A 26,163-nucleotide genomic window follows, 5' to 3' on the forward strand; every position below is an offset into this window, starting at 1 on the left:
TCCTTATAGCATGGCCAGCATCCGTTACCCAGAACAGCGAGTGCGCCCCCATGAGCAAGACTTTCAAAATCGCCGCCATCCCCGGTGACGGCATCGGCAACGAAGTCCTCCCCGAAGGCATCCGCGTGGTCGAAGCCGCCGCACGCAAACATGGCCTGAACCTTGAGATCGAATTCTTCGAGTGGGCCAGCTGCGACTACTACCTGGCTCACGGCAAGATGATGCCCGACGACTGGTTCGAACAGCTCAAGGGCTTCGACGCCCTGTACTTCGGTGCAGTCGGCTGGCCAGACAAAGTCCCGGACCACATCTCCCTGTGGGGCTCGCTGCTCAAGTTCCGCCGCGACTTCGACCAGTACGTGAACATCCGCCCCGTTCGCCTGTTCCCTGGCGTGCCCTGCCCGCTGGCCAACAAGCAACCGGGCGACATCGACTTCGTGGTGATCCGCGAGAACACCGAAGGTGAGTACTCCTCCCTGGGTGGCCGGATGTTCGAAAACACCGAGAACGAGTTCGTCCTGCAGGAGTCGGTGTTCACCCGCCGTGGCGTCGATCGCATCCTCAAGTACGCCTTCGATGTGGCCCAGACCCGCGAGCGCAAGCACGTCACCTCCGCCACCAAGTCCAACGGCATGGCCGTGAGCATGCCGTACTGGGACGAGCGCACCGCCGCCATGGCAGCCAACTACCCAGAGATCAGCTGGGACAAACAGCACATCGACATCCTCTGCGCCCGTTTCGTGCTGCAGCCAGAGCGTTTCGACGTGGTGGTGGCCTCCAACCTGTTCGGCGACATCCTCTCGGACTTGGGCCCTGCTTGCGCCGGCACCATTGGCATCGCGCCGTCGGCCAACCTCAACCCCGAGCGCAAGTTCCCGTCGCTGTTCGAACCGGTCCATGGCTCGGCCCCGGACATCTACGGCAAGAACATCGCCAACCCGATCGCCATGATCTGGTCCGGTGCGCTGATGCTGGAGTTCCTGGGCAAGGACGGTGACGACGCCCGTTACCAGGCCGCTCACGACGACATCCTCAACGCCATCGAGATGGTCATCGCCAACGGCGATACCACCCGCGACATGGGCGGCAGCCGCTCCACCCAGGACGTCGGCAAGGCCATCGCCGAGCTGCTGGGCGCCTGATCCGGCGGCGCTTCGCTCACAGGTGAACCCGCCCCACAGGCCACACCAACCTGTAGGCGCGGGTTTAACCGCGAAATAGGCGCCACCAACCATCAGATTGTCTGACGATCCTATTGCAGTCCGCCCCCATTCAATGCACACTTCGTTAACCAAAAGATATGCGTAAACTTTAGGTTAACAGTCGAGGAAAAAAGCTATATCTGACATGGACTTCCCTAGCGCTTAGCATTCCAAACGCTCCAGGAGACAATTGATGTCCCACAACAATAAAAAGATTGACGTGTTCCTGATTACCGTGAGCCTGATCGCTGTACTGCTCACTGTCATCGGCCTTGCTCTGTACCCCGCGCAAGCGGAAAGCATGGCCAACAAACTGTTCGAACTGTCCACCCGTACCTTCGGCACCAGCGTCCAGGTGCTGGTGTTCGGCAGCTCCCTGGCCGTGCTGTACCTTGGCTTCAGCAAGTACGGCAACATCCGCCTGGGCGCTGGCAAGCCTGAATATTCCACCGCGACCTGGGTCTTCATGTTCATCTGCGCCGGCATGGGTTCCTCGACCCTGTACTGGGGCGTGATGGAATGGGCCTACTACTACCAGACCCCAGGCTTGAACATCGCCCCGATGTCGGCCCAGGCACTGGAGTACAGCGTCAGCTACTCGTTCTTCCACTGGGGCATCAGCGCCTGGTCGATCTACGCCCTGGCCTCGCTGGCCATGGCCTACCACTTCCATGTACGCAAGAAGAGCGGCCTGAACCTGGCCTCGATCATCGAAGCGGTGACCGGCTTCAAGGCCACTGGCCCTGTGGGTCGCACCGTCGATTTGATCTTCCTGCTGACCATGATGGGCGCGCTGACCGTTTCCCTGGCCCTGACCGCCTCGACCCTGACCCGCGGCCTGTCGGACCTGGCCGGCACCCCCAACACCTTCACCGTGCAACTGATGGTGATCGGTGCGGTGGCCCTGCTGTTCTCGCTCAGCTCCTACATCGGCATCGACGGTGGCCTGCAGCGCCTGTCGAAGATGGTGTGCATCGGCGCCCTGCTGTTCGCCGTGGTGGTGCTGCTGGTCGGCCCGACCCAGTTCACCGTCAACAACACCGCCAACGCCATCGGCCTGATGATCCAGCAGTACGTGCACATGAGCCTGTTCACCGACCCTGCCGGTGACGGCGCCTTCACGCGCAACTGGACCGTGTTCTATTGGCTGTGGTGGGTTTCCTACGCCCCAGGCGTTGCCATGTTCGTCGCCCGAGTCTCGCGCGGCCGTCAGATCAAGGAAGTGGTGTTCGCCCTGCTGCTGGGCGGCAGCTTCGGGTGCTGGTTCTTCTTCGGCGCCCTGGAAAGCTACAGCATGCACCAGTTCATCAACGGCCAGATCGACGTGCCGAAGCTGCTCAGCACCGTCGGTGGCGAAGCCGCGGTGACCGACCTGTTGCTGGCCCTGCCATGGGGCACCCTGTTCCTGGCGGTGTACCTGTTCATCATGGCGGTGTTCTGCGCCTCGCACATGGACGCTGCGGCCTATGCTGTGGCCGCCACCAGCACCCGCAACCTGCGCGAAGGCGAGGACCCGACCCCGACCCTGCGTCTGTTCTGGTGCATCGTGCTGACCCTGGTACCGCTGGCCATGCTGTTCGCCAAGGCCTCGCTGTCGACCATGAAGACCGCTGTGGTCCTCACCGCGATCCCCTTCATGGTGATCCTGCTGGTGAAGATCTACGGCTTCTTCAAGTGGCTCGCCGCCGACTACGGCCAGGTTCCGGCCTACCGTATCGAGGAAGAAGCCGCACGCCTGGCCGGCGAAGAGCCGGAGCACCAGGTACCGCGCAGCGCCGCTGCCCTGCATTGATCGTATGACCGACGGCATCGCCAGTCTCCTGGGTAGGAGCTGGCGAAGCCTGCGATGGGCTGTAAAGCAGCCCTAAAGCGTCCGGCCAAATTTTTTTGCCCGACTTGTTAACCAATAGATACGCGTTAACCAATAAGTAAAAACCGAGATAGAGCCATGAACGATTTCAAACGCCTGCCCGCCGATTTCTGTGCCAACCCTGAAGAAGCCTTCACCCTGCCGGCTAACTTCTACACCCAGGCCGCCGTGTTCGAACATGAGAAGGAAGCGATATTCGCCAAGAGCTGGATCTGCGTGGGTCACCGCAGCGAAGTCGCCGAAAAGAACGCCTACATCACCCGCCAGGTGATCGGCGAAAGCATCATCGTCGTGCGTGGCCGCGACGACGTGCTGCGTGCCTTCTACAACGTTTGCCCGCACCGCGGTCACCAACTGCTCGAAGGCAGCGGCAAGGCCAAGAACGTCATCACCTGCCCGTACCACGCCTGGACCTTCAAGCTCGACGGCGAGCTGGCCCACGCCCGCAACTGCGAGAACGTGGTCAACTTCGACAAGGAAAACTCCACCCTGGTGCAGCTGCGCGTCGAAGAGTACGCAGGCTTCATCTACATCAACATGGACATGGAGGCCGGTAGCGTCGAAGACCAACTGCCGGGCCTGGCCAAGCGCATGCGCGAAGCCTGCGCCGTGATCGATGACCTGCACCTGGCCGCCCGTTTCGTCAGCGACACCCCAGCCAACTGGAAGTCGATCGTCGACAACTACCTGGAGTGCTACCACTGCGCCCCGGCCCACCCAGGCTTCTCCGACTCCGTGGACGTCGGCCAGTACAGCCACAGCCTGTTCGGCAACTGGACCCTGCAATACGGCGTGGCCACGCCATCGGAGCAGTCGTTCAAGTTCGACGAGTCCGTCAAGGACCCCTCGTTCGCCGGTTTCTGGGCCTGGCCGTGCACCATGTTCAACGTGCCACCAGGAGCCAACTTCATGACCGTGATCTATGAGTTCCCGGTCGATGCCGAAACCACCTTGCAGCACTACGACATCTACTTCCTGAACAAGGACCTGACCGAAGAGCAGCTCAAGCTGATCGACTGGTACCGCGAAGTCTTCCGCCCAGAAGACCTGCGCCTGGTCGAAAGCGTGCAGAAGGGCCTGAAGTCCCGTGGCTACCGTGGCCAAGGCCGGATCATGGTCGACCAGCAGCGCAGCGGCGTGAGCGAGCATGGCATCGCCCACTTCCACAACCTGATCGCCGTCGCCCACCTGGACTGATGCACCCGGCCGCCGGCTTGCGGGTCGGCGGCCTTCGGAGAGCCTTGCGTGAAACTTCAAGACACCACACTGCTGCGCCAGCAAGCCTACATCGACGGGCGCTGGTGCGACGCCGACAGCGGCCAGACCCTGGCGGTCAATGACCCGGCCAGCGGCGAGCTGCTCGGCCATGTGCCACTGATGGGCGGCGCCGAAGCCGTGCGCGCCATCGAAGCCGCCGAAGCGGCCCTGGCCGACTGGCGCGGCCGTACCGCCAAAGAGCGGGCGAACATCCTGCGCCGCTGGTTCGAACTGCTGCTCGAACACGAGCAGGACCTGGCCCAGCTGATGACCCGTGAACAGGGCAAGCCCCTGCACGAAGCCCTGGGCGAAATCCGCTACGCCGCCTCCTTCGTCGAGTGGTTCGCCGAAGAAGGTAAACGCGTCTATGGCGACGTGATCCCAAGCCCGGCCAACGACAAGCGCCTGCTGGTGATCAAGCAGGGCATCGGCGTGTGCACCGCGATCACCCCGTGGAACTTCCCGGCGGCGATGATTACCCGCAAGGTCGCGCCAGCCCTGGCCGCAGGCTGCACCATCGTGGTCAAGCCGGCCAACGAAACCCCGTTCAGCGCCCTGGCGCTGGTGGAACTGGCCGAGCGCGCTGGCATCCCTGCCGGGGTGTTCAGCGTGGTCACCGGCGATGCCCCGGCCATCGGCGCCCAGTTCACCGGCCACCCGAGCGTGCGCAAGCTCAGCTTCACCGGCTCCACCCCGGTGGGTCGCCTGCTCATGGGCCAGTGCGCCGAAACCATCAAGAAGGTCAGCCTGGAACTCGGTGGCAATGCCCCGTTCATCGTCTTCGATGACGCCGACATCGAGGCGGCCGTCGAAGGCGCGCTGATCGCCAAATACCGCAACGCCGGGCAGACCTGCGTGTGCGTCAACCGCTTCTATGTGCACGACAGCGTCTATGAGCGCTTCGCCCAACGCTTCGTCGAGCGCGTGCGCGCCCTGGCCGTGGGCCATGGCAACACCGAAGGCACGCAGATCGGCCCGCTGATCAGCGACAAGGCCGTGGCCAAGGTGCGCAGCCTGATCGACGACGCCACCGGCAAAGGCGCCAGCGTGCTGCTGGGCGGCAAGGCCCACGCCCTGGGCGGGCAGTTCTTCGAGCCGACCGTGCTCGCCGACATCGCCCCAGGCATGGAGCTGCTGCAGGAAGAAATCTTCGGCCCGGTGGCCGCCTTGGTGCGCTTCACCACCGATGACGAAGTGATCGAGCTGGCCAACGCCACCCAATACGGCCTGGCGGCGTACTTCTACAGCCGCGACCTGGGCCGGGTGTTCCGCGTGGCCGAGCGTCTGGAGTACGGCATGGTCGGCATCAACACCGGGCTGATCTCCAACGAGGTCGCACCGTTCGGTGGCGTCAAGCAATCGGGCCTGGGCCGCGAAGGCTCCAAGTACGGCATCGAGGATTATCTGGAAATCAAGTACCTGTGCCTCGCCGTCTGAGCGAGCCAGCATCTGTGCCACGCGGCAGGGCCTGCCGCGTGATCTGCAAGTCGAGGTGAACCATGGCCAAGCAATACGAAATGTTCAAGGTGCGTGTCACCGACGTGGAACAGGCCACGCCGCTGATCAAGCGCTTCACCCTGGCCCGCGAAGACGGCGCCACCCTGCCCGCCTTCACCGGCGGCAGCCACGTCATCGTGCAGATGCAGTCGGCCTGCGGCAACCAGTTCAGCAATGCCTACTCGCTGATGAGCGACCCACGGAACCTGGCCCACTACCAGATCGGCGTGCGCCTGGAAGAGCAATCCAAGGGCGGCTCGGCGTTCATGCACAACCAGGTCGAGGTGGGCACCGAACTGACCATCTCCACCCCCAACAACCTCTTCGCCCTGGACCCTGCGGCGGGCCGCCACGTGCTGATCGCAGGCGGCATCGGCATCACCCCGTTCCTGGCCCAGTTGCATGAACTCGAAGGCAGCGATACCCCCTACGAGCTGCACTACGCTTTCCGCGCACCGGAGCACGGCGCCTTCCAGGGTGACCTGGAAAGCGGCCCGCATGCGCAAAGCACCCGCTTCTACATCGACAGCCTGGACCGCAAGCTGGACCTGGCCGGCCTGTGCGCGGGCCTGGCCGATGACGCGCACCTGTACGTCTGCGGCCCCAAGCCGCTGATCGACGCGGTCATCGCCACCGCCGCCGCCGCAGGTATCGATGACGCGCGCGTGCACTGGGAGCAATTCGCCGCCGCCGCGCCCGCCGCCGGTGCTGCGTTCACCGTGGTACTGGCCAAGTCCGGGACCGAGCTGCAGGTCGAGGAAGGCATGACCATCCTCCAGGCCATCGAGAAGTCCAAGGCCGCCAAGGTCGAGTGCCTGTGCCGCGAAGGCGTGTGCGGCACCTGCGAAACCGCGATCCTCGAAGGCGAGGCCGAGCATTTCGACCAGTACCTGAGCGACGAGGAGAAGGCCTCCCAGCAGACCATGATGCTGTGCGTCTCGCGCGCCCGCAGCGCGCGCCTGGTGCTCGACCTGTAATACCCCGCGTACGCCGGGCGACCTCGGCGCGGTGGTCTAGGCTGGTCTCTTGACGAACAAGAACAAGAGACCAGCCCATGCCCCTGCCTTACCCGCCCCACCTTACTGCCCTGCTGCCGCTCCCTACTTCCCCCGACCTGCTCCTGCAGCCGTCTCGAAGCGCCCCGAAGGGCGTGAAGCCGACGCCATGAGCATTCTGTACGACGAACGCCTCGATGCCCCCCTGCCCAGCGTGGACAAGCCCGCGTTGCTGGCGGCCCTGCACGACGCCCTGCCGGACCTGGAAATCCTCCACCGTGCCGAGGACCTAAAGCCCTACGAATGCGACGGCCTGTCCGCCTACCGCACCGTGCCGCTGCTGGTGGTGCTGCCCGAACGCCTCGAGCAGATCCAGACCCTGCTGCGCCTGTGCCATCAACGCGGCGTACCGGTGGTGGCGCGCGGCGCCGGCACGGGGCTCTCCGGCGGCGCCCTGCCTCTGGCCCAGGGCATCCTCCTGGTGATGGCGCGCTTCAACCGCGTCCTGGAGGTCAACCCGCAAGGGCGTTACGCCAGGGTCCAGCCAGGCGTGCGCAACCTGGCCATTTCCCAGGCGGCGGCCCCCCATGGCCTGTACTACGCGCCGGACCCTTCATCGCAGATCGCCTGCTCGATCGGCGGCAATATCGCCGAAAACGCTGGCGGCGTGCACTGCCTCAAGTACGGCCTGACCGTGCACAACCTACTCAAGGTCGACATCCTCACCATCGAAGGCGAACACCTGACCCTCGGCAGCGATGCCCTCGATAGCCCCGGCTTCGACCTGCTGGCGCTGTTCACAGGGTCCGAAGGCATGCTCGGCATTGTCATCGAAGTCACCGTCAAGCTGTTGCCCAAGCCCCAGGTGGCGCGGGTGCTGCTGGCCAGTTTCGACAGCGTCGAGAAAGCCGGCGGCGCGGTCGCCGACATCATCGCCGCCGGCATCATCCCGGGCGGCCTGGAGATGATGGATAACCTGGCCATCCGCGCCGCTGAGGATTTCATCCACGCCGGCTACCCGGTGGAGGCGGCAGCGATCCTGCTGTGCGAGCTCGATGGTGTGGAGTCCGATGTTCAGGAGGACTGCGAACGCGTTGCCGCCGTCCTGCGCCAGGCCGGCGCGGGCGACGTGCGCCTGGCCTGCGACGAGGCCGAACGCGTACGTTTCTGGGCCGGGCGCAAGAATGCCTTCCCAGCGGTGGGGCGCATTTCGCCGGACTACTACTGCATGGACGGCACCATCCCACGCCGCGAACTGCCCCGGGTGCTCAGGGGCATCGCCGAGTTGTCCAGAGAGCACGGCCTGCGGGTCGCCAACGTGTTCCATGCCGGCGACGGCAACATGCATCCGCTGATCCTGTTCGATGCCAACCGCCCCGGCGAGCTGGAGCGCGCCGAGGCCATCGGCGGCAAGATCCTGGAGCTGTGCGTGGCGGTCGGCGGCAGCATCACAGGCGAGCACGGTGTCGGGCGCGAAAAGATCAACCAGATGTGCGCCCAGTTCAACGCAGACGAAATCACCCTGTTCCATGCGGTCAAGGCCGCGTTCGACCCCAAAGGCCTGCTCAACCCCGGCAAGAACATCCCCACGCTGCACCGCTGCGCCGAGTTCGGCGCCCTGCACGTACACCAGGGCCAACTGCCCTTTCCTGACCTGGAGCGTTTCTGATGAGCCCGGACCGCGACACGAGCCAGGGCCTGCTCGAGCAGGTCAATCAGGCCCTGGCGATGGACACGCCCCTGCGCATCCAGGGCGGCAACAGCAAGGCCATGCTCGGCTGCCCCGTGGCGGGAGAAGTCCTCGACACCCGCAGCCACCGCGGCATCGTGCACTACGACCCTACCGAACTGGTCCTCACCGCCCGCGCCGGCACGCCGCTACGTGAGGTCGAAGCGGCGCTGCACGAGGCTGGCCAGATGCTGCCCTGCGAGCCGCCCCACCTGGGCCCGGACGCCACCCTCGGCGGCATGGTCGCCGCCGGCCTGTCCGGGCCACGCAGGCCTTGGGCCGGAGCGGTGCGCGACTACGTACTCGGCACCCGCGTCATCACCGGCCATGGCAAGCTGCTGCGCTTTGGCGGCGAGGTAATGAAAAACGTGGCCGGCTACGATATTTCGCGGCTGATGGTCGGCAGTTTCGGCTGTCTGGGCCTGCTCACTGAAGTGTCGTTGAAGGTGCTGCCGCGGCCACGTCAATGCATGAGCCTGCGCCTGGAAGTGAGCCCGCGCAAGGCATTGGACGCGCTCGCCGAATGGGGCCAGCAACCGCTACCGATCAGCGCCGCGTGCCACGACGGCGAGGCGCTCTATCTGCGCTTGGAGGGCGGTGAAGGCTCGGTGTCATCAGCGCGCCAGCGGCTAGGCGGCGAGGCGGTCGAAAGCCACTTCTGGGAAGCGCTGCGCGAACAACGCCTGGCTTTTTTCGACGACCCAGCGCCGCTGTGGCGACTCTCGGTGCCTACCGCCACGGGCCCGCTCGCACTGCCCGGCCGGCAACTGATCGACTGGGGCGGCGCCCAGCGCTGGTTGAAGTCGTCGGCCACGGCAGAGCAAATACGTGCGCAAGTGGCCCACATCGGCGGTCATGCCAGCGCCTATGCGCCCGGCGAGGACAGCACACCCCCGCTGCCCGCCCCGTTGATGCGCTACCACCGCGCCCTCAAGCGGCAACTCGACCCCCAGGGCATTTTCAACCCTGGGCGTCTGTACCAGGACCTGTGAGGCCACGCCATGCAAACCAACCTGAGCGAGGCCGCCAAGGGCCTGCCACGCGGCGACGAGGCCGAACGTATCTTGCGCAGTTGCGTGCACTGCGGCTTCTGCACCGCCACCTGCCCCACCTACCAGTTGCTTGGCGATGAACTCGATGGCCCACGCGGGCGCATCTACCTGATCAAGCAGGTCCTTGAGGGCGAACCGGTCAGCGCCAGCACCCAACTGCACCTGGACCGCTGCCTGAGCTGTCGCAATTGCGAAACGACCTGCCCCTCGGGCGTGAAATACCATGACCTGCTGGACATCGGTCGCGCCGTGGTCGAGCAACAGGTTCCCCGTCCGCTGGGCGAGCGTCTGTTGCGCCTGGGCCTGCGCGCCGTGGTGCCGCATCCTTCGCTGTTCAAGGCCCTGGCCCGCAGCGGTCAGGCCCTACGCCCGCTGTTGCCAAGTGCGCTCAAGGCCAAACTGCCTGCCCGGATCGCCGACCCCGGCCAGCGCCCCGCCCCACGGCATGCCCGGCGGGTGTTGCTGCTCGAAGGGTGCGTCCAGCCCGCCCTCTCGCCCAATACCAACGCCGCGGCCACGCGTCTGCTGGATCGCCTGGGGATCAGTGTGCAGCCGGTGGTCGCAGCCGGCTGTTGTGGCGCGGTGGACTACCACCTCAATGCCCAGGAACAAGGCCTGGCCCGAGCCCGGCGCAACATCGACGCCTGGTGGCCAGCCATCGAAGCCGGCGCCGAAGCCATCGTGCAGACAGCCAGTGGTTGCGGCGCCTTCGTGCGCGACTACGGCCACCTGCTGGCAAACGACCCGCGCTACGCCGCCAAAGCCGCCCGCATCAGCGCGCTGGCCCGGGACCTGGTGGAAGTGGTGCAGGCCGAGCCCCTCGACCAACTGGGCCTGTGCGCCGAACAGCGCCTGGCCTTTCATTGCCCCTGCACCCTGCAGCACGCCCTGAAGCTCGGCGGTGCGGTGGAGCGGTTGCTGACACGCCTGGGCTTCACCCTCACCCCGGTGCCGGACGGCCATTTGTGCTGCGGCTCGGCCGGGACCTACTCCTTGACCCAGCCCACGCTGTCGCGCCAACTGCGGGACCATCGCCTTGCGGCCCTGGAGAGCGGCAATCCCCAACTCATCGCCACCGCGAACATCGGCTGCCAGGCGCACCTGGACAGCGCCGGTCGCACACCGGTGCGACATTGGGTCGAGATCGTCGATGCCGCTCTGCCAGAAACCTAGCCTCACCTTTCGCACGGCTGACGTTGTTCCCTGTAGGCGCAGGTCCACCCACGAACACCGGCAACGCCGGTGCCATCCACCGCGTCGTCTGCTTCGCGGGTAAACCCGCTCCCACAAGGCTGGCGGTGACCTTTTAAGAAATGGGTTCACCCGCGAACAACGGCAACGCCGGTGCCATCCACCACGCAATCTGCTCCGCCCCCCCACAGCCCCCGCGCCGCACCTGTCAACGCAGCGGATCTACACCTGCTGCCCCTTGCAGCACGCCCCACAAAACCCGAAGCTTGAGCTCTCACCACCCCGGACAGCCCCATGGAACTGCACATCCGCCTGCAAGGCCGCAAAGGCCTGGCCGACCAGCTCTACCAGCAACTGCGCGCCGGCATCGACAGCGGTCACCTGGCCGCCGGCACCCAGTTGCCGCCCACCCGCCTGCTTGCCGAGCAACTGGGCGTGTCCCGCAAGACCGTCGCCGAAGCCTACTCGCGCCTGACCTACGACAACCTGCTCAGCGGCGTGGTCGGTCGCGGTACCTTCGTGACCCCGCAACGCCCGCTGCACACCCAACAGGCCCAGGCCGTTCCCCTGGCCGCCGCCGCATCCGTAGAGCGCTGGCAGCAGCGCGCCACAGTGCTCTCCCGATCAGCCCTGGACAGCCCATCGCGCTATGACTTCGTCGGCGGCGCATCGAGCAAGGCGCAGTTCCCGTTCGATCAGTGGCGTAGTTGCCTGCAGTACGCCCTGCGTCGCAGCCAGCGCCACACCCAACGGCAGTTCGATGCCCAGGGCCTGCCCGAACTTCGCGAAGCCATCGCCCACCACATCGCCTTCGCCCGTGGCGTGCACTGCAGCGCGGCGGATGTGATGGTGTGCAACGGCGCCCAGCAAGCGCTGGACCTGATCGCCCGTGTACTGATCGAGCCCGGCTGCCAAGTGGCCATGGAAGACCCTGGCTACCCACCGGCGCGTCAGCTGTTCCTGGCCCTGGGCGCGCGCCTGCAATCGGTGCCGGTGGACGATGAGGGCATGTGCGTCGAGCAGATCGCCGACGGTACCCGGCTGATCTACGTCACGCCGTCCCACCAGTTCCCGCTGGGCATGCCGATGAGCGAACGGCGTCGCACCGCCCTGCTGGCGCGGGCCGCCGAATTGGGGGCATTGATCATCGAGGACGACTATGACTGCGAGTTCCGCTACCAGGGGCCGGGCAGCGATGCCCTGCAGCGGCTGGACCGCCAGGGGCTGGTGGCCTACGTGGGCACCTTTTCCAAGACCTTGCTGTCAGAACTGCGCCTGGGCTATGCCGTGCTGCCACCAAGCGTGCTGCGCGCGGCGTGCGTGGCCAAGCACCTGACCGACTGGCACAGCCCGAGCCTGCAGCAATGGGCGCTGGCGCGGTTCATCAGCGAAGGGCATCTGAACAAGCACATTCGCCGCTGCCATGAGGTGTACAGCGCCCGCCGGGAGCGGATCCTGGCCCGCCTGGACGGGGACCTGGCGCCGTGGCTGACAGCCGTTCCGGCCAACGCCGGCTTCCACTTGAGCGCCTTGTCCAGCCCCGGTGTGGACGTGGGGAGGCTGGTCAACCTGGCGCGCAAGGTGGAAGTCGGCCTCTACCCGTTGGCCCCCTTCTTCAGCGAAGCCCCGGTACGTCCGGGGCTGTTGCTCGGGTTTGGGGCCATCGAGCTGCTGGATATCGACACCGCGCTGGATCGCGTGCGCGACACCCTGCAAGGCCTCAGTTGACGGCAGGGACCGGATGACCGGGGCGAGCGATGGCGGCGACATAGCCGCGCGGGGCGAAGCGCGCCGTCACCAGCAGCATCGCCACCACGGTGATGGTGAGCAAGGTCCAGGAGGCCTGGAAGTCGCCAGTGACATCACGCAGCCAGCCGGTCAGGTAGGGAATGATCCCGGTGATGATGAAGCCGATGCCCTGGACGAATGCGGCCAGGCTCCCAGCTTGAGCAGGGTCCTTGCGCAGATGCTCCAGGGTCAAGGTCAGGCTCAGGCTGAAGCAGGCGCCCAAGCCCAGGCCGATCATCGCCACCCACACGCCCATGGCCAAGGTCGGCGCCAGCAGCAGGCCCAGAAAGCCGCCCAGCTGGATCGACAGCGCCAGCCACAGGCCAGGCCGACGGTCCGCCAGGCTGCGCAGCAACAGCGGCAGCCCCAGGGCACCGGTAACCTGGAAGATGGTCATCAGACCAACCAGCTCGCCTCCACCCTGCGCAGTACCGCCATGCTCTATGTGGTAGGCCGGCAACCACGCCACCATGCTGGTATAGCCGCCATTGATCAGCCCGAAGTAGCTGGCCAGCAGCCAGGCCCGGCGGTTGCCGAACCAATGCCCGCCCCCGCCACCGGCGAGCTTCGGCGTGTTGTGCCGTGGTCGTAGCACCAGCCAGGCCAGCACCGCCAGCACCGCCGGCAAGGCCCAGACGCCCAGGCCCACCTGCCAGCGTCCGGTCGCCGCGCTGATCGAGGGGCCTAGCACCGCCGCCAGGCCGCCGCCGCTCATCAACGCCGCCGAATACAAGCCCATGGTGGTCGCCAGACGCGTGGGGAACCAACGGTTGACCAGCCCCGGCATCATGCCCTGGACCACGGCCACGCCGAGGCCGGCCAGCACCGCACTGGCGATCAGCGCCCAAGCGCTGTTCAATTGCAAACGCCACAGGCAGGCCAGGGCGATCGCCGCAAGGCCCATGAGCATGCCGCCATGCTCGCTCAGCCAACGCCGCAGCCAGGGTTGCAGCAATGGGATCAGGCCCATGCACAGCACTGGCAAGGCTGTCAGCAGTGCAGCCTGCTGGTAGCCCAGGCCTGTGCTCGCGCGCATCGGTTCGAGCAGCGGGCCGATGCTGGTGAGGATCGGCCGCAGGTTCAGCGCCAGCAACAGCACCAGCAACAAGTTCAATGCGCCTCTCATGGCTGGTGCGCCTGCTTCCATTGAAGGTACAGGTCGGCCTCGCCGGCAGGCTTGAGCGGTCGCAGGGGCAGACTTTGCTGCTGAGGCGGGCGGGTCATCTGCGCGTACACCGCCGCGGTCGACAGCCCATAGGGCTCGCCCTCGTCATTGTCGTAGGCGAACCAGGCGCGCTCAATGCCACACAGGTGCATGGCAGCCAGGCACATCGGGCAGGGATGGCCGCTGGCGTAGATCTCGGCGCCGTCCAGACGCGCCTGGCCCAAGGCCTGGGCCGCTTTGCGGATCGCCTGCATCTCGGCGTGGGTGGTCGGGTCCTGGGTGCTGTGGATTTCATTGACGGCACGCGCCAGCACTTTCCCCTGGTACACCAGCACGGCGCCGAACGGCCGGCCGCCGGCCTGGATATTGGCGCGGGCCAGATCGAGGGCTTCGCGCATGAAACGTTCATCGGACATCGTAGGAAATCTCTTGGTGCAAGACCCGTTCATTATCGCGGCTCGGCAGCGCCAGCAAAAATGAAGAGATTGGATGCAGGTCAGTGGCCACCTGAATAGACCGATTGGCCTCCTGGCAAAGTGCGGGATTGGCTATCGGGCCGTTCGTGCCCAAGCGCTAACGTATGTCCAAGGCCAGAGCGCTGCCCCAGCGCCGGCAAATTACCCTCACATCGGAGTCAGCAATGCACGAACGTATCGAATGGGCCAAGCACGCCCCGCAAGCCTACAAAGCCATGATCGGCCTGGAACAGGCACTGGCCAACAGCGGCCTGGAAAACTCCCTGCTCGAGCTGGTGCGCCTGCGCGCCTCGCAGATCAATGGCTGCGCCTATTGCGTCAACATGCACGCCAATGATGCGCGCAAGGCCGGTGAGACCGAGGCCCGCCTGCAGACCCTCTGCGCCTGGCAGGAAACCCGCTACTTCACCCCACGCGAACGAGCCGCCCTCGCCTGGCTGGAATGCCTCACCCGCCTGCCTGAACGTGGCGCGCCGCAACCGGAGTACGAAGCCCTGCTGGAACACTTCGAACCCGCCGAAGTCGCCAACCTGACCCTGGCCATCGCCACCATCAATGCCTGGAACCGCTTCGGCGTGGGCTTTGCCATGGTCCCGGCCTGACGCCCTGCCCTGAAAACAGCCACGACAAATAGCGTTCGCTCCGACTGAAGCATGGATGTGTACCCCATAGCATCGATCCCCCGTTCATTAGCCTTCAGGTACCTATCCATGCCCGCAACCCGACCCACCCGCCTCGTCGGGAGCCTGCTCGGAGCGACGCTGCTTGCCAGCACCACCCTGCACGCCACCCCCCTGACCCGCGACAATGGCGCCCCGGTTGGCGACAACCAGCACTCGCAGACCGCCGGTGCCAGCGGCCCGGTGCTGCTCCAGGATGTGCAGCTCATCCAGAAGCTGCAACGTTTCGATCGCGAGCGCATTCCAGAACGCGTCGTCCATGCCCGCGGCACCGGTGCCCATGGCGAGTTCACCGCGTTCGAGGACCTCTCCGCCCTGACCCAGGCCCCGCTGTTCACGCCGGGTGAGAAGACACCGGTATTCGTGCGTTTCTCCTCGGTGGTCCACGGTCTGCATTCGCCGGAAACCCTGCGCGACCCTCGCGGATTCGCCACCCGTTTCTACACCAGCACCGGCAACTGGGACCTGGTCGGCAACAACTTCCCGACCTTCTTCATCCGCGATGCGATCAAGTTCCCTGACATGGTCCACGCCTTCAAACCCGACCCACGCACCAACCTGGGCAACGACGCCCGCCGCTTCGACCTGTTCTCGCATATGCCCGAGGCCACCCGCACCCTCACCCTGCTGTACTCCAACGAGGGCACACCCAAAAGCTACCGGCACATGGACGGCAACAGCGTACATGCCTACAAGTTCGTCAATGCCAAGGGCGACATCACCTATGTGAAGTTCCGCTGGAAAAGCCTGCAAGGCCGCGAGAACCTCACGCCCAAAGAAGTCGAACGCATCCAGGGCCAGGACTTCAGCCACATGACCCATGACTTGGTGGCTGCCATTGGCCGTGGCGAACACCCCAAATGGGACCTGTACATCCAGACACTCAAGCCCCAACAGCTGGCAGGCTTCGACTTCGATCCGCTGGACCCGACCAAGATCTGGCCCAATGTGCCCGAGCGGCACGTAGGCCAGATGGTGCTCAACCGCAACGTGGGCAACTTCTTCCAGGAAACCGAGCAGGTTGCCCTGGCCCCGTCCAACCTCATTCCCGGTATCGAACCCTCCGAGGATCGCCTGCTGCAAGGTCGACTGTTCTCCTACGCCGACACCCAGATGTACCGGGTCGGCGCCAATGCGGCCAGCCTGCCGATCAACCAGCCACGGGCCGCCGTGAACAACGGCAACCAGGACGGTGCCCATGACAACGGCCGCACCCGCAGCATGGTCAACTACGAGCCCAGCCGTCTGCAGCCACGCACCACCCCAGCGTCGGCCCGCTACAGCCAACTGCCGCTGACAGGCAGCACCCAGCAACAGGGGATCGCGCGGGAGCAGAACTTCAAGCAGGCCGGTGAGCTGTACCGCTCCTATAGCAAGCAGGAAAAGCGCGATTTGGTGAACAGTTTTGGCCAGTCCCTGGCGGGGGCCGATGACGACAGTAAGCACATCATCCTGTCGTTCCTCTACAAAGCTGACCCCGACTATGGCAAGCGCGTCGCCAAAGTCGCCAAGGGTGACCTCACCCGGGTCAAGGCGCTGGCACGCGAGCTGCGCGACTGACAGCGTCTAGCGGGTGCGATCGGCCAATCGCGCCCGGTAGCTGCCCGGGCTGTAACCGGTCCATTTCTTGAACGCGCGATGGAAGGCACTGGGCTCCTGAAAGCCCGTCTGCTCGGCGATTTCAGCGATGCTCAGCACCCCTTCGCGCAACCGCTCGAACGCCATGGCCCGGCGCACTTCATCCTTGATCTGTTGGTAGGAGCGCCCCTCGCGCTCCAATTGCCGACGGAAGGTGCTGGCACTGAGGCCCTGCTGCTCGGCCATGGCGTTGAGTGTCGGCCACTGGCCGTAACGCCGGGCACGCAGGTGGCGATAGACCACGGCCGCCAAGCCGTTCTGATTGCGAAAGCGAATTACCAGCCCCTGGGGCGCGCTGCGCAGGAAGGTCTTGAGCGCAGCCAGGTCCTGCACCACCGGCAAGCGCAGGTAGGCACTGTCGAACTCCACCTCCGTGCGCCCGCTGCCCAAGCGCAGGTCCGGGCCCCACAGCAAGGTGTCGTCCTCCTGGGCAGGGCGCGCCACGGCAAGCTCGGTGCGATCGATGGCGATGCGACGCCCGGCCAGCCAGCACAATAAACCGACCACCAGCACCAGGTAGGTTTCCTCGGCATAGACCCGCGTCAACGGGTCGGCGATGCTCGAGTGCACGCTGATCACCACCCGCCCGCCGCGCACCGAAAAGGTCCCGCGCAGGTCACGCATGAACAGCGCGAAGTTACCCAGGCACTGGCGCAAGGCCTTTTCCAGGGTGGGCTCCTGGATCAACCCACGACAAATGAGCGCGAAGCTGCCGATGGGCATCCCATGGCTGTCAAGGTGAAAGAACTCATCGTCCAGCACATGGATCAGCTCCAGCCAGAGCTGGGCGAACGCCTTGGCCGGCACCCTGGCCTGGGGCTGCTCGAGCAGTGCCGGGTCGATCCCCACGCCGCGCAGATAGGCATCGCGCTCGGCGGGGCGCTCGCGCAGGGCATGGAGCATGGCGTTGAGAAAATACACCGCGACCGAATCGCTATCGCGCATGGCTGGTTTTCACTGTCTATGCTGGGTGGCAAAAAATGCCAGGTTTACTGAACAGATCCGGCATAGGCCGGGCCTGGGCGTTTGCCTAGACTCGGTCCATTCCGGGAATGCCGGCCATTCTCGCAGAGCCTGTGCCGGTCCCGCCATGCCTTCGCAATCGGAGCCCTCAATGAGCAACGCAGAAATCTACGTCGTCAGTGCAGTCCGTTCGGCCATCGGTGGTTTCGGCGGATCCCTCAAGGACCTGCCGCTGGCAGACCTGGCCAGTGCCATCACCCGCGCCGCCATCGAGCGCTCGGGCGTGGCCGCCAGCGATATCGGCCACGTGGTCATGGGCACGGTGATCCCGACCGAGCCGCGCGATGCCTACCTGAGCCGCGTCGCCTCGATGAACGCCGGCGTCCCCAAGGAAACCCCGGCCTTCAACGTCAACCGCCTGTGCGGCTCGGGCCTGCAGGCCATCGTGTCGGCAGCCCAGACCCTGCTGCTGGGCGACACCGACGTGGCCCTGGCCGCAGGTGCCGAATCCATGAGCCGTGGCCCCTACCTGCTGCCGCAAGCCCGCTGGGGTGCGCGCATGGGCGACCTGCAGGGCATCGACTACACCGTTGGCGTGCTCCAGGACCCCTTCGAGCACTTCCACATGGGCATCACCGCCGAAAACGTCGCCGCCAAGCATGGCATCACCCGCGAAATGCAGGACGAACTGGCCCTGACCAGCCAGCGCCGCGCCGCCCGTGCCATCGCCGAAGGCCGCTTCGCCAGTCAGATCGTCCCGATCGAGCTGAAGACCCGCAAAGGCAGCGTGCAATTCGCCACCGACGAGCATGTGCGCGCCGACGTGACCGCCGAGCAACTGGCCGGTATGAAGCCTGTATTCAAGAAAGACGGCAGCGTCACCGCCGGCAACGCCAGCGGCATCAACGACGGCGCCGCCGGCCTGGTCCTGGCCACCGGTGACGCGGTTCGCCGCCTCGGTCTCAAGCCCTTGGCACGCCTGGTGGCGTACGCCCACGCTGGCGTCGAACCGGAGCTGATGGGCCTGGGCCCGATCCCGGCCACCCAGAAGGTGCTGGAAAAAGCCGGCCTGAGCATCAACGACCTGGACGTGATCGAATCCAACGAAGCCTTCGCCGCCCAGGCCTGCGCCGTCGCCCGCGCCCTGGACTTCGACCCGGAGAAAGTCAACCCGAACGGTTCGGGCATCTCCCTCGGCCACCCGGTCGGTGCCACCGGCGCGATCATCGCCACCAAGGCCATCCATGAACTGCAGCGCACCCAGGGCCGTTACGCCCTGGCCACCATGTGCATCGGCGGCGGCCAAGGCATCGCCGTTGTCTTCGAGCGCGTCTGAGGAGCCTGAACGTGAGCATTCAACACATCGCCGTGATCGGCGCCGGCACCATGGGCAACGGCATTGCCCAGGTGTGCGCGGTGGCCGGTTACCAGGTTCTGCTGATCGACGTCTCGCAGGCGGCCCTGGAGCGTGGCGTGGCCACCCTGGGCAAGAACCTGGAGCGCCAGGTCAACAAAGGCACGCTGGAGGCCGACAAGGCCGAGGCGGCCAAGACCCGCATCCGCACCAGCACCGACTATGCCGACCTGGGCGGCGCGCAACTGGTGATCGAGGCGGCCACCGAGAACCTCGAGCTCAAGCAGCGCATCCTCAAGCAAGTGGCGGCCAACGTCGGCAATGATTGCCTGATCGCCACCAATACCTCCTCGCTGTCGGTCACCGCCCTGGCCGCCAGCATCGAGCATCCGGAGCGCTTCATCGGTGTGCATTTCTTCAACCCGGTGCCGATGATGGCCCTGGTGGAAATCATCCGCGGCTTGCAGACCAGCGACAGCACCTACGCCCAGGCCCTGGTGGTCACCGAGAAACTGGGCAAGACGCCAATCACCGCCGGCAACCGCCCAGGCTTCGTGGTCAACCGCATCCTGGTGCCGATGATCAACGAGGCGATCTTCGTCCGCCAGGAAGGCCTGGCCAGTGCCGAGGACATCGACACCGGCATGCGTCTGGGCTGCAACCAGCCGATCGGCCCGCTGGCCCTGGCCGACCTGATCGGCCTGGACACCTTGCTGGCGATCATGGAGGCCTTCCACGAGGGCTTCAACGACAGCAAGTACCGCCCTGCCCCGCTGCTCAAGGAAATGGTCGCCGCCGGCTACCTGGGGCGCAAGAGCGGTCGCGGTTTCTTCACCTACTGATCGGGAGCGAGCGCCATGCCAGTCACTGCCGCCCTACGCTGTGCAAGCTTCGAAGAGCGCCGCGACAAGGCCATGGCGCTCTTTGCCGAAAAAGGCTTTGGCCAGGTCAGCATGCGCGAGTTGGCGGCGCATGTGGGCCTGACCGCAGGCTCGCTGTACCACCATTTCCCCAGCAAGCAGGACCTTTTGTACGACTTGATCGAAGAGTTGTACGAAGAGCTGCAGGCGACCCTCGATCAGGGCCGGCGGGCCCTCGCCCGTGGCCAGGCAGTGCTGCCGTGCCTGATTGCCGCGCATTGGCAGTTGCACGAGGAGCGCCCCTTGCAGTTTCGCCTGGCCGAGCGCGACGTCTGCTGCTTGAGCGAAGAGCAGCAAGCCCGCCTGGCCGCTGCGCGGGCGCGGTACGAAAAAGGCCTGCTGCACCTGATCGCGCCACAGGCCCGGCTGCAAGGCCAGGCCTTGGCGGCCACCGGGCATGTGCTGGCCACCTTGCTCAACCAATTGCCCGGTCTGCTACGTGGCCGTGGATTGGACAGCGACCAGGGCCTGGCCTTGATGCAAAGCCTGTTGCTCGGCGCCCTGGAGCGCACGCTGGGCTAATCTCTGGTCAGAGCACAGGAAGCCGCCAGCCCGGTGTCACCCGTCGCATCGCGGCCTTGGTCAGCGCCAGAAGCTGGTCGAGCCGCCACTGATCCACCTCCTTCTGAAGCGCCTCCAGCGCTTGCTCGGATCCTTCCTGACGACTCAGTGCCTGCTCCCTGTCGCGAAACCGGCGCGGTAGCTTGAGTTTGGACCCATAGGAACGCTCCAGGTACTTGGTCCAGAAGCGTTGCTCGACCATCCACAGCAGCAGCGTATCCTCGGTCTGGTTGGTCAGTATGGTGCGTCGGGCATTCTCCACACCCTGGTCGATATCCCCGACGGCTCCCGAGAAACGTATGCGGCTGCGGTTACCCGGCAGATCCAGGTCGTCGAACAGACGAACCCGGAATGCAAGCACCACCTCCACCTCATCCACCTCGCCTGGCATATCAATGACGAAACGCCTGGCATAATCATCCAAAGCACTTTGCCGCCAAAGCTGGGCTCCCAAGTGCAGCAGACCAGGCTCGGGATCGACCTCATATTCGCCTCGCTCGGCTTCCCAAGCTTGCACCCAGATCTCCAGGTCGCTGAAACGTAACAGGGCGTTGTCGCCACACGTGCGGATTTCGGCTGCCGCCAACAACTGTTTGCACAGCGTTTCGTCTTCCTCCATGACCTCCAGCATGTCGAAGATGCGGTAAGCCAGATCACGTGCAGTGCTGTCGTGGGCAAAATCCTCGGACTGCACCAGCCGTCCCAGCAAGTCGACGTAATCCGAAGAGTCGGGCTGGCTCACCATAAAGTGCCAAAGCCGCGTCATTTCCTCCCGGTCGTCAGCATCGACGCGGTCCTGCCAGAGCAAACGCGGCGGAACCTTGCCGTCGTCAGGCCGATACCAGGCACTTGTTTCCTCCAGTGATACGTCCAAGCTTTTGCTTTCGAACCGCACTCTGCCCTGACGCCACAGCGAGGAATCGGTAAAGCCCTCAGGCAGCGCCTTGAGGTTGTTGCCCATCATGTCCAGCTCATACAGCGCCTGATGCAATTCCACGCCAATGGGCATGTAGTGCATATGTGCATTGCGAAGTACCAACGTCGTCAGCCTGTCCATGCCCGTGACCGAAAACTGCTGATTCAGCGGGTTGCGCGAAAGGTTCAAATACACCAATGACTTGCATTCATTGAGTAATTGCACCTGCTCGCTATCGAGGCGGATCTTGTTGTCCGATAGGTCGAGCACGCGCAGACGCTCCCGCAACCCTTTCATCAAAGAGAACCGCTGCAGTTTGCAATGAGTGATTTCCAGCGCGGCCAGCTTTGGAAAAGCACGCAGGAACCCATCGGGCAGATGCGCGAGCTTCATCGAATGGAAGTCCATGGCTGCAATATGAGCGAAACTGATCGGCTCGGGCAGGTCCGGCAACGCAGTCACATCCAGCCCCCTGAGGGAAAACCGGTAGCCCGTCTTTTCCTCCAACGGCTTGGGTTGCTCGGGTATCAGCAGGCGCCAGCAGCGAATGAGTTCCTTGCGCATGTGATAGCGCGAGCCGCGCTCAAAGCGAAGATACCCCTCTCGCTGCCAGTCCGTCAGGGTGCTGCGCAGCAGTTCGTACTGCGCCTCCAGGTCATCGAGCGTGCTTTGCAAGTCCTGGTTGCTCTCGCGCATAGCCCGTAGCCAATTACCCACCTCTTCATCGCTGAAACTGGGATACAGATACCGAAGCTTAGCCACCAAGGATCTGGGGCTGCCAAAGCCAAACACCCGCCGTCCTCCGCTCAAGGGGTAGCCGACCCGACCATCGTCCAGCCGCAGCGGGACCAAGAACGAAGGAGTGGGCTGTTCCCGCCCCAAGACCTCGGCCAATTCCACGCGACGGGAAGCCACGTGCTCAGCCAGCGTCTGGCGAAGCTGTTGGGCGAACGGCTCACCAATGTTCATTGCCCTTCGCTGCGTCTCGGTGAACGCATCAGCCAACACCTCGAACAACTCGCCGGGTTGGTCAAGCGCATGGCCACGCTCATCACGCAGCACGAAGACGCCTTCCTGGTGACTGAGGTGAATTGTCTCATGTGCCTCGTTCGCAGAATGAGGAGTTAGCAAGCCGTCCCCTTCGAACAGCACCCAATGCCGCCCCTGGGGTGCACCCGGCAATGTGTCGATGAGCTTGATGACGCCACGGGCCAGGTCGAGCGTCTGCGGAGCATCGATGAACAGGCCCTCGAACACTCGCGCCACCCGGATGCGCAGCGCCCGTTGTCGCGCGGCCTGAGCCAGGGTCAAAGGCACGCGTCCGGTTTCCTCCAGCAGTTGGCGGTCGCCATCGCTCGCCCCGCTCAACAACTGCTCGGCAGCCAGTCGATGCAGGCTGGTGAAATCCCGGCGCAAGGCTTGCACCGAGGCGTCATCGGTCGCGTTGCTTTTGTCGTAGAGCCGCTGCAGCAAAGTCCGCCGCTGGTCCCAGACCCGCTCGGCCAGGGCTTCGCCTTCGAGCCCTGATGCGCCTGGCAGGTCCTTTGCCTCTTCAAGCAGCGCCTGGTCCGTCACGCTCAGGCCCGCCTGCAACCGATTCCTGAGTTCAACGATCCGATTGGCCAGTACGAAGCGGTTCACCGTATCGGTCAGTTCCGCTTCAGGAGCATTGGCAAACACATGCATGGCACGCAGGTGGTCCTCTTCCAGGCCCTGGGCCAACAGGACCTGTTCGATCTGCTGATCGCTCAGGCTCCCGTACGCGGCGCCTAGCCTTCGAAACATGCGTTCACGGCCACGCCACTCCGCAGGGCGTTCGCTCCACAGCCGCCAGGCGCCGGCACCGTTGTGCTCGAGCAACGGCGCGTGATTCTCGTATGGCTGCAGGTACCAATCATCACTTTGCGCTTCTGAGTAGACCGGGTAGTAATGGCCTTCCATCTCGATCCAGGCTTGCTCGCCCAGACGATGGATCCCGCTTTCATCGACAGTGGCCTGCGCAGGGGGCGGCTCGCTGACATAGGGCGCCAGGTCCTGGTTCCAGAGTCGTTCGCTGCCATCTTCCAGCACCGCCGGCACCAGGCTGTCGACCATGACGCTGCGCGCCCACAGTGTCCGCACCGCCACGACCCCGGCAGTCGTGGTGGCGAACAAAACCAGGTCCTTGCCCACGTTGACCAGATGATCCAAGGCTTCCTCGGTGTCCCCCTCCCGCCAGTCCTTGATCGACTGGAACACCTCGCTGAGCAGCTCCCAGGCCATCACCGCCAGCAAGGCCGCGCCCACTACCGGGATGAACAGCCCTGCCACGGCCAAAAGCGCCGCCCCCTGCGCGTGCCGACGCGCGTTCTTGGCCAGTGCAACATCCCGGTCGATGTCGGCCACAGGCGTGGCGAACATGGCCGCATCGCCCTTGATTTGGTCGATGCGCATCGTCGCCAGGTGTTCGAACAAGGGGGTCGGGTAAACCTTCATGCGCTGCTCCAGCTCCGGCGTGGCCGAGTCGCTCACATCACCGACCTCCTGTTCGACACGGGCAAAAAAGGCCGCCCGGTCGCGCTGAAGGACGAAACGCTCGAAGAACTTCCGGTACCCTTCCTCTCTCAGTCGCCTGCCCAGGATCTTTTCGGCGAAAAGCTTCAGGTTCTTGGCGGTACACCAGGCGCCTTGTCGATCCCCAGGGATATACACCAGCACCCGCTTGCGGCTGTTGTACACCAGGCCTTCGTCGATGACGTCGAACACCACGATCTGCTGCAGGTGGCAACCGAATGCCTTGAGTTGCTTGGCAACCACCGATGCCCCCTCGAGCAGTCCGAGCTTGCCATGGGTATACAAGCCGACCATCAGCTCAAGCTCGGCGTCCCTGAGCACGCCCTCGGCGTGAGCCTTGAAAGCATCCACGAGCAGGCTGGAGCGGTATTGATCTGCTAGCCAGTCTTTGCAGCCCTGCTTGTCTTGCGCCTGCCCATTGGTCTCGAGCACCGCTTCAAGATGTCGCTGGTATTGTCCACCCAGGTCCAGTTCTCGGCAAAACCCTGCAAACGCCAATGCCGTAGGTGTTGTGATAGCTGCACCCGGTCCATCGACCAGCGTGTTGCGCACATTCTGCCCGCCCTCGGCGGCCTGTTCCTTACTGAAGTTGGACATTGCTGCACTGAGCAGCGATACGTCGTAGTAATCGGACTCAAGCGTCGGATAGCGGCTGGTGTAGTAACTGTGCGTTGGGCTCGTGTAGGTATACCACTGGCGCAGGAAGTGCTTTTCGGCATCCAGTTTGGTGTCGAAACGCTTCTTCAGCGCAGCGTTCAGACGTGTGGTGCAAAAACTGTCCAGGCTTTCGATGTTGCTCCAATGCTTGGCCAATTGCTGACGGCTCTTGAGGCCTGTGACCAGTGCTTGCTTCAAGAGCGGGAAATCAGATGCCCGGACCTTGCCCATCCATGCAGGCAAGCGCTTGGCGATCAGGCGGTCCTGGAACTGCTGCGCCATGGCAATCGTGTCCATGGCCGTCGATTGCCCGTTGTCGTTGACGTGACCCATACCGTGAATACCCTCACCGAAAAATGAAGCGGTGAGGCTAAGGAGAACGCACCAGGTGCACGCGTTATATAGTTACGTCCCCCCAGGCAGGGGTTACAGGCTCACGCCCAACGCCTGGCGCAGTTGGTCGGCGCGCCCATCGTCGGCTGCGCCCACCAAGGCGAAGTTGTAGGCGCCGTGAGACCAATAGCGCGCTTCGAGCTGGCCCTCCGTGCGTTGCCCGCTGGGCATGCGGGCAAAACGCTCGCTGGGCGAGCGCAGGAACAGGCTGACCCGCTCCCCCTTGGTGTCCTGGAACACCAGCAACGCCGCCGGGCCCTGCTCGTTGCTCAGCAGCCGCGCGCCGACCGGCCGAAACCCATACGCAGCCAGATCGGGCAATTGCCCCACGCGGTCGAAATGACGCTCGAGCCAAGCCTGCAGGTGCTGCGAGTCGCCGGCCTGGACGTCCAACGTCGTGCCGCCCGCGAACAGACGATGGGCCTGTACGGCGTCGGCCATCGGCAGTGTGTCGGCCACCAGCGTCGCCTCGCGGGCCTGCCAGCCGCCGAACCCGCCCGCGCCCAGCGCTAAAAGCACAAGCGCCGCCGATGCCCACTGCCGCTGGCGACGCTGGCGCAGGCGTCGGCGCAGTTGGCCTAGATCCAGTTCCGCAGCGGGGGTGTTCTGACCGAAGCCCGCCAGGGCCGCGCGCAGGCGCCGGGCATCACTGCGCCAGGCCTCGACCCGCGCCGCCTCCTGCGGATTGGCCGCCAGCCAGGCGTGCACCTGCGCCCGGCGCACCGGATCGAGCCGATCATCGACATAGGCATGCAGCTCATGTTCTGTGGGAATCAACTGCGTCATTTGAGTCTCCGCAAGGCCGGGGGCGTCGGGTTGCCCTCGGTCAGGTCACGCAGGGCGGCGCGGGCGCGCGACAGGCGCGACATCACCGTACCGATGGGGATGCCCAGGGCTTGGGCGGCCTCTTTGTAGCTCAGCCCTTCGACGCTCACCAGCAAGAGCAGCGCCCGTTGCTCGGTGGTGAGCCGGGCGAAGGCGGCAAGGTCGGCATGGGCCTGGACGATGCGCTCGGTTTCGCCGCCCACCGCTTCCTCCTGACCGCGTCCGAACCAGGCCAGCCAACGGGCATGCAGACGCTCGCGGCGCTTGCCGTCGAGAAACAAGCGATAAAGGATGGTGAACAGCCAGGCGCGAAGGTTGTCACCCTCACGCTGTTGCCCACGGCGGCTCAAGGCACGCTCGACTGTGGCCTGGACCAGATCGTCGGCGCTGCCTGAGTCGCGGCACAGCCACAACGCGAAGCGACGCAACCGCTGCAGCAGCTCGCGCCATTGGTGTTCATCCAGGTCATGCATGGTCAGGT

Annotated in this window: 20 protein-coding genes; 14 read left to right on the top strand and 6 right to left on the bottom strand. The window is 64.8% G+C overall.

From position 1 onward, the window contains the following. Window positions 1-50: 50 nt before the first annotated feature. The 9 genes from ACNFCH_RS23180 (at window position 51) to ACNFCH_RS23220 (ending at window position 12,521) form a co-directional block, all read left to right on the top strand. Entirely contained in the window at window positions 51-1,142 is a 1,092-nt protein-coding gene (locus ACNFCH_RS23180) for a tartrate dehydrogenase (RefSeq protein WP_416744041.1), read from the top strand. A 253-nt stretch (window positions 1,143-1,395) separates the two neighbouring features. After that, window positions 1,396-2,994, top strand: a complete 1,599-nt coding sequence (locus ACNFCH_RS23185; RefSeq protein ID WP_416744043.1) for a BCCT family transporter — start codon at window positions 1,396-1,398, stop codon at window positions 2,992-2,994. A gap of 156 nt (window positions 2,995-3,150) precedes the next feature. After that, complete coding sequence (locus tag ACNFCH_RS23190) at window positions 3,151-4,269, top strand: aromatic ring-hydroxylating oxygenase subunit alpha (protein WP_196165659.1); 1,119 nt, start codon at window positions 3,151-3,153, stop codon at window positions 4,267-4,269. Between the two features lie 48 nt (window positions 4,270-4,317). Then, the gene (locus ACNFCH_RS23195) at window positions 4,318-5,766 is read left to right on the top strand and encodes an NAD-dependent succinate-semialdehyde dehydrogenase (RefSeq protein WP_337158470.1); all 1,449 of its coding nucleotides are present in this window, start codon (window positions 4,318-4,320) and stop codon (window positions 5,764-5,766) included. Window positions 5,767-5,828: 62 nt separating this feature from the next. Next, window positions 5,829-6,803, top strand: a complete 975-nt coding sequence (locus ACNFCH_RS23200; RefSeq protein ID WP_337158471.1) for a PDR/VanB family oxidoreductase — start codon at window positions 5,829-5,831, stop codon at window positions 6,801-6,803. Window positions 6,804-6,990: 187 nt separating this feature from the next. Next, window positions 6,991-8,490: a glycolate oxidase subunit GlcD gene (gene glcD, locus ACNFCH_RS23205; protein WP_416744046.1), complete on the top strand. Its 1,500-nt coding sequence runs from the start codon at window positions 6,991-6,993 to the stop codon at window positions 8,488-8,490. Then, on the top strand, window positions 8,490-9,542 hold the full coding sequence (gene glcE, locus ACNFCH_RS23210) for a glycolate oxidase subunit GlcE (RefSeq protein ID WP_337158473.1): 1,053 nt from the start codon (window positions 8,490-8,492) through the stop codon (window positions 9,540-9,542). The genes glcD and glcE overlap by 1 nt, the downstream gene beginning before the upstream one ends. 9 nt (window positions 9,543-9,551) lie before the next feature. Then, window positions 9,552-10,775, top strand: a complete 1,224-nt coding sequence (gene glcF, locus ACNFCH_RS23215) for a glycolate oxidase subunit GlcF (RefSeq protein WP_416744048.1) — start codon at window positions 9,552-9,554, stop codon at window positions 10,773-10,775. Between the two features lie 312 nt (window positions 10,776-11,087). Further along, a complete protein-coding gene (locus ACNFCH_RS23220; RefSeq protein WP_416744050.1) occupies window positions 11,088-12,521 on the top strand; it encodes a PLP-dependent aminotransferase family protein in 1,434 nt (477 codons plus the stop codon). On the opposite strand, the gene ACNFCH_RS23225 is transcribed toward ACNFCH_RS23220, so the two are convergent. Next, window positions 12,514-13,707, bottom strand: a complete 1,194-nt coding sequence (locus ACNFCH_RS23225) for a cyanate transporter (protein WP_337158476.1) — start codon at window positions 13,705-13,707, stop codon at window positions 12,514-12,516. The two genes, ACNFCH_RS23220 and ACNFCH_RS23225, sit on opposite strands and share 8 nt — an antisense overlap. Beyond that, on the bottom strand, window positions 13,704-14,162 hold the full coding sequence (locus tag ACNFCH_RS23230) for a nucleoside deaminase (protein ID WP_337158477.1): 459 nt from the start codon (window positions 14,160-14,162) through the stop codon (window positions 13,704-13,706). The genes ACNFCH_RS23225 and ACNFCH_RS23230 overlap by 4 nt, the downstream gene beginning before the upstream one ends. Before the next feature lie 224 nt (window positions 14,163-14,386). Between ACNFCH_RS23230 and ACNFCH_RS23235 the strand changes: the two genes are divergently transcribed. Beyond that, window positions 14,387-14,824: a carboxymuconolactone decarboxylase family protein gene (locus ACNFCH_RS23235; protein WP_070575245.1), complete on the top strand. Its 438-nt coding sequence runs from the start codon at window positions 14,387-14,389 to the stop codon at window positions 14,822-14,824. A gap of 108 nt (window positions 14,825-14,932) precedes the next feature. Continuing rightward, window positions 14,933-16,462, top strand: coding sequence for a catalase (locus ACNFCH_RS23240; protein WP_337158478.1), 1,530 nt, complete (start codon window positions 14,933-14,935; stop codon window positions 16,460-16,462). 6 nt (window positions 16,463-16,468) lie between these two features. Here the strand turns inward: ACNFCH_RS23240 and ACNFCH_RS23245 are convergent, their stop codons facing one another. Beyond that, window positions 16,469-17,485 (bottom strand): AraC family transcriptional regulator, encoded by a 1,017-nt coding sequence (locus tag ACNFCH_RS23245; protein WP_337158479.1) that lies wholly within the window; start codon window positions 17,483-17,485, stop codon window positions 16,469-16,471. A gap of 169 nt (window positions 17,486-17,654) precedes the next feature. On the opposite strand from ACNFCH_RS23245, the gene ACNFCH_RS23250 reads away from it, so the two are divergent. The 3 genes from ACNFCH_RS23250 to ACNFCH_RS23260 are packed head-to-tail and all read left to right on the top strand — an operon-like array spanning window position 17,655 to window position 20,299. Beyond that, window positions 17,655-18,839, top strand: a complete 1,185-nt coding sequence (locus tag ACNFCH_RS23250; RefSeq protein ID WP_337158480.1) for an acetyl-CoA C-acyltransferase family protein — start codon at window positions 17,655-17,657, stop codon at window positions 18,837-18,839. Between the two features lie 11 nt (window positions 18,840-18,850). After that, window positions 18,851-19,699 carry a 3-hydroxybutyryl-CoA dehydrogenase gene (locus ACNFCH_RS23255; RefSeq protein WP_416744055.1) on the top strand — a complete coding sequence of 283 codons (849 nt, stop codon included), beginning with the start codon at window positions 18,851-18,853 and terminating at the stop codon, window positions 19,697-19,699. Window positions 19,700-19,714: 15 nt separating this feature from the next. Continuing rightward, window positions 19,715-20,299 carry a TetR/AcrR family transcriptional regulator gene (locus tag ACNFCH_RS23260; RefSeq protein ID WP_337158481.1) on the top strand — a complete coding sequence of 195 codons (585 nt, stop codon included), beginning with the start codon at window positions 19,715-19,717 and terminating at the stop codon, window positions 20,297-20,299. A gap of 7 nt (window positions 20,300-20,306) precedes the next feature. Here the strand turns inward: ACNFCH_RS23260 and ACNFCH_RS23265 are convergent, their stop codons facing one another. The 3 genes from ACNFCH_RS23265 to ACNFCH_RS23275 all read right to left on the bottom strand — a co-directional run bounded on the left by ACNFCH_RS23265 (window position 20,307) and on the right by ACNFCH_RS23275 (window position 26,155). Then, window positions 20,307-24,797 (bottom strand): NEL-type E3 ubiquitin ligase domain-containing protein, encoded by a 4,491-nt coding sequence (locus ACNFCH_RS23265; protein WP_337158482.1) that lies wholly within the window; start codon window positions 24,795-24,797, stop codon window positions 20,307-20,309. A 93-nt stretch (window positions 24,798-24,890) separates the two neighbouring features. Next, entirely contained in the window at window positions 24,891-25,643 is a 753-nt protein-coding gene (locus ACNFCH_RS23270) for an anti-sigma factor (protein ID WP_337158483.1), read from the bottom strand. Then, window positions 25,640-26,155, bottom strand: a complete 516-nt coding sequence (locus ACNFCH_RS23275; protein ID WP_337158484.1) for a sigma-70 family RNA polymerase sigma factor — start codon at window positions 26,153-26,155, stop codon at window positions 25,640-25,642. Before ACNFCH_RS23275 ends, ACNFCH_RS23270 begins: the two co-directional genes overlap by 4 nt. Window positions 26,156-26,163 lie beyond the last annotated feature (8 nt).

The organism is Pseudomonas sp. NY15354, assembly GCF_048068075.1.
GTDB lineage: Bacteria > Pseudomonadota > Gammaproteobacteria > Pseudomonadales > Pseudomonadaceae > Aquipseudomonas > Aquipseudomonas guariconensis_C.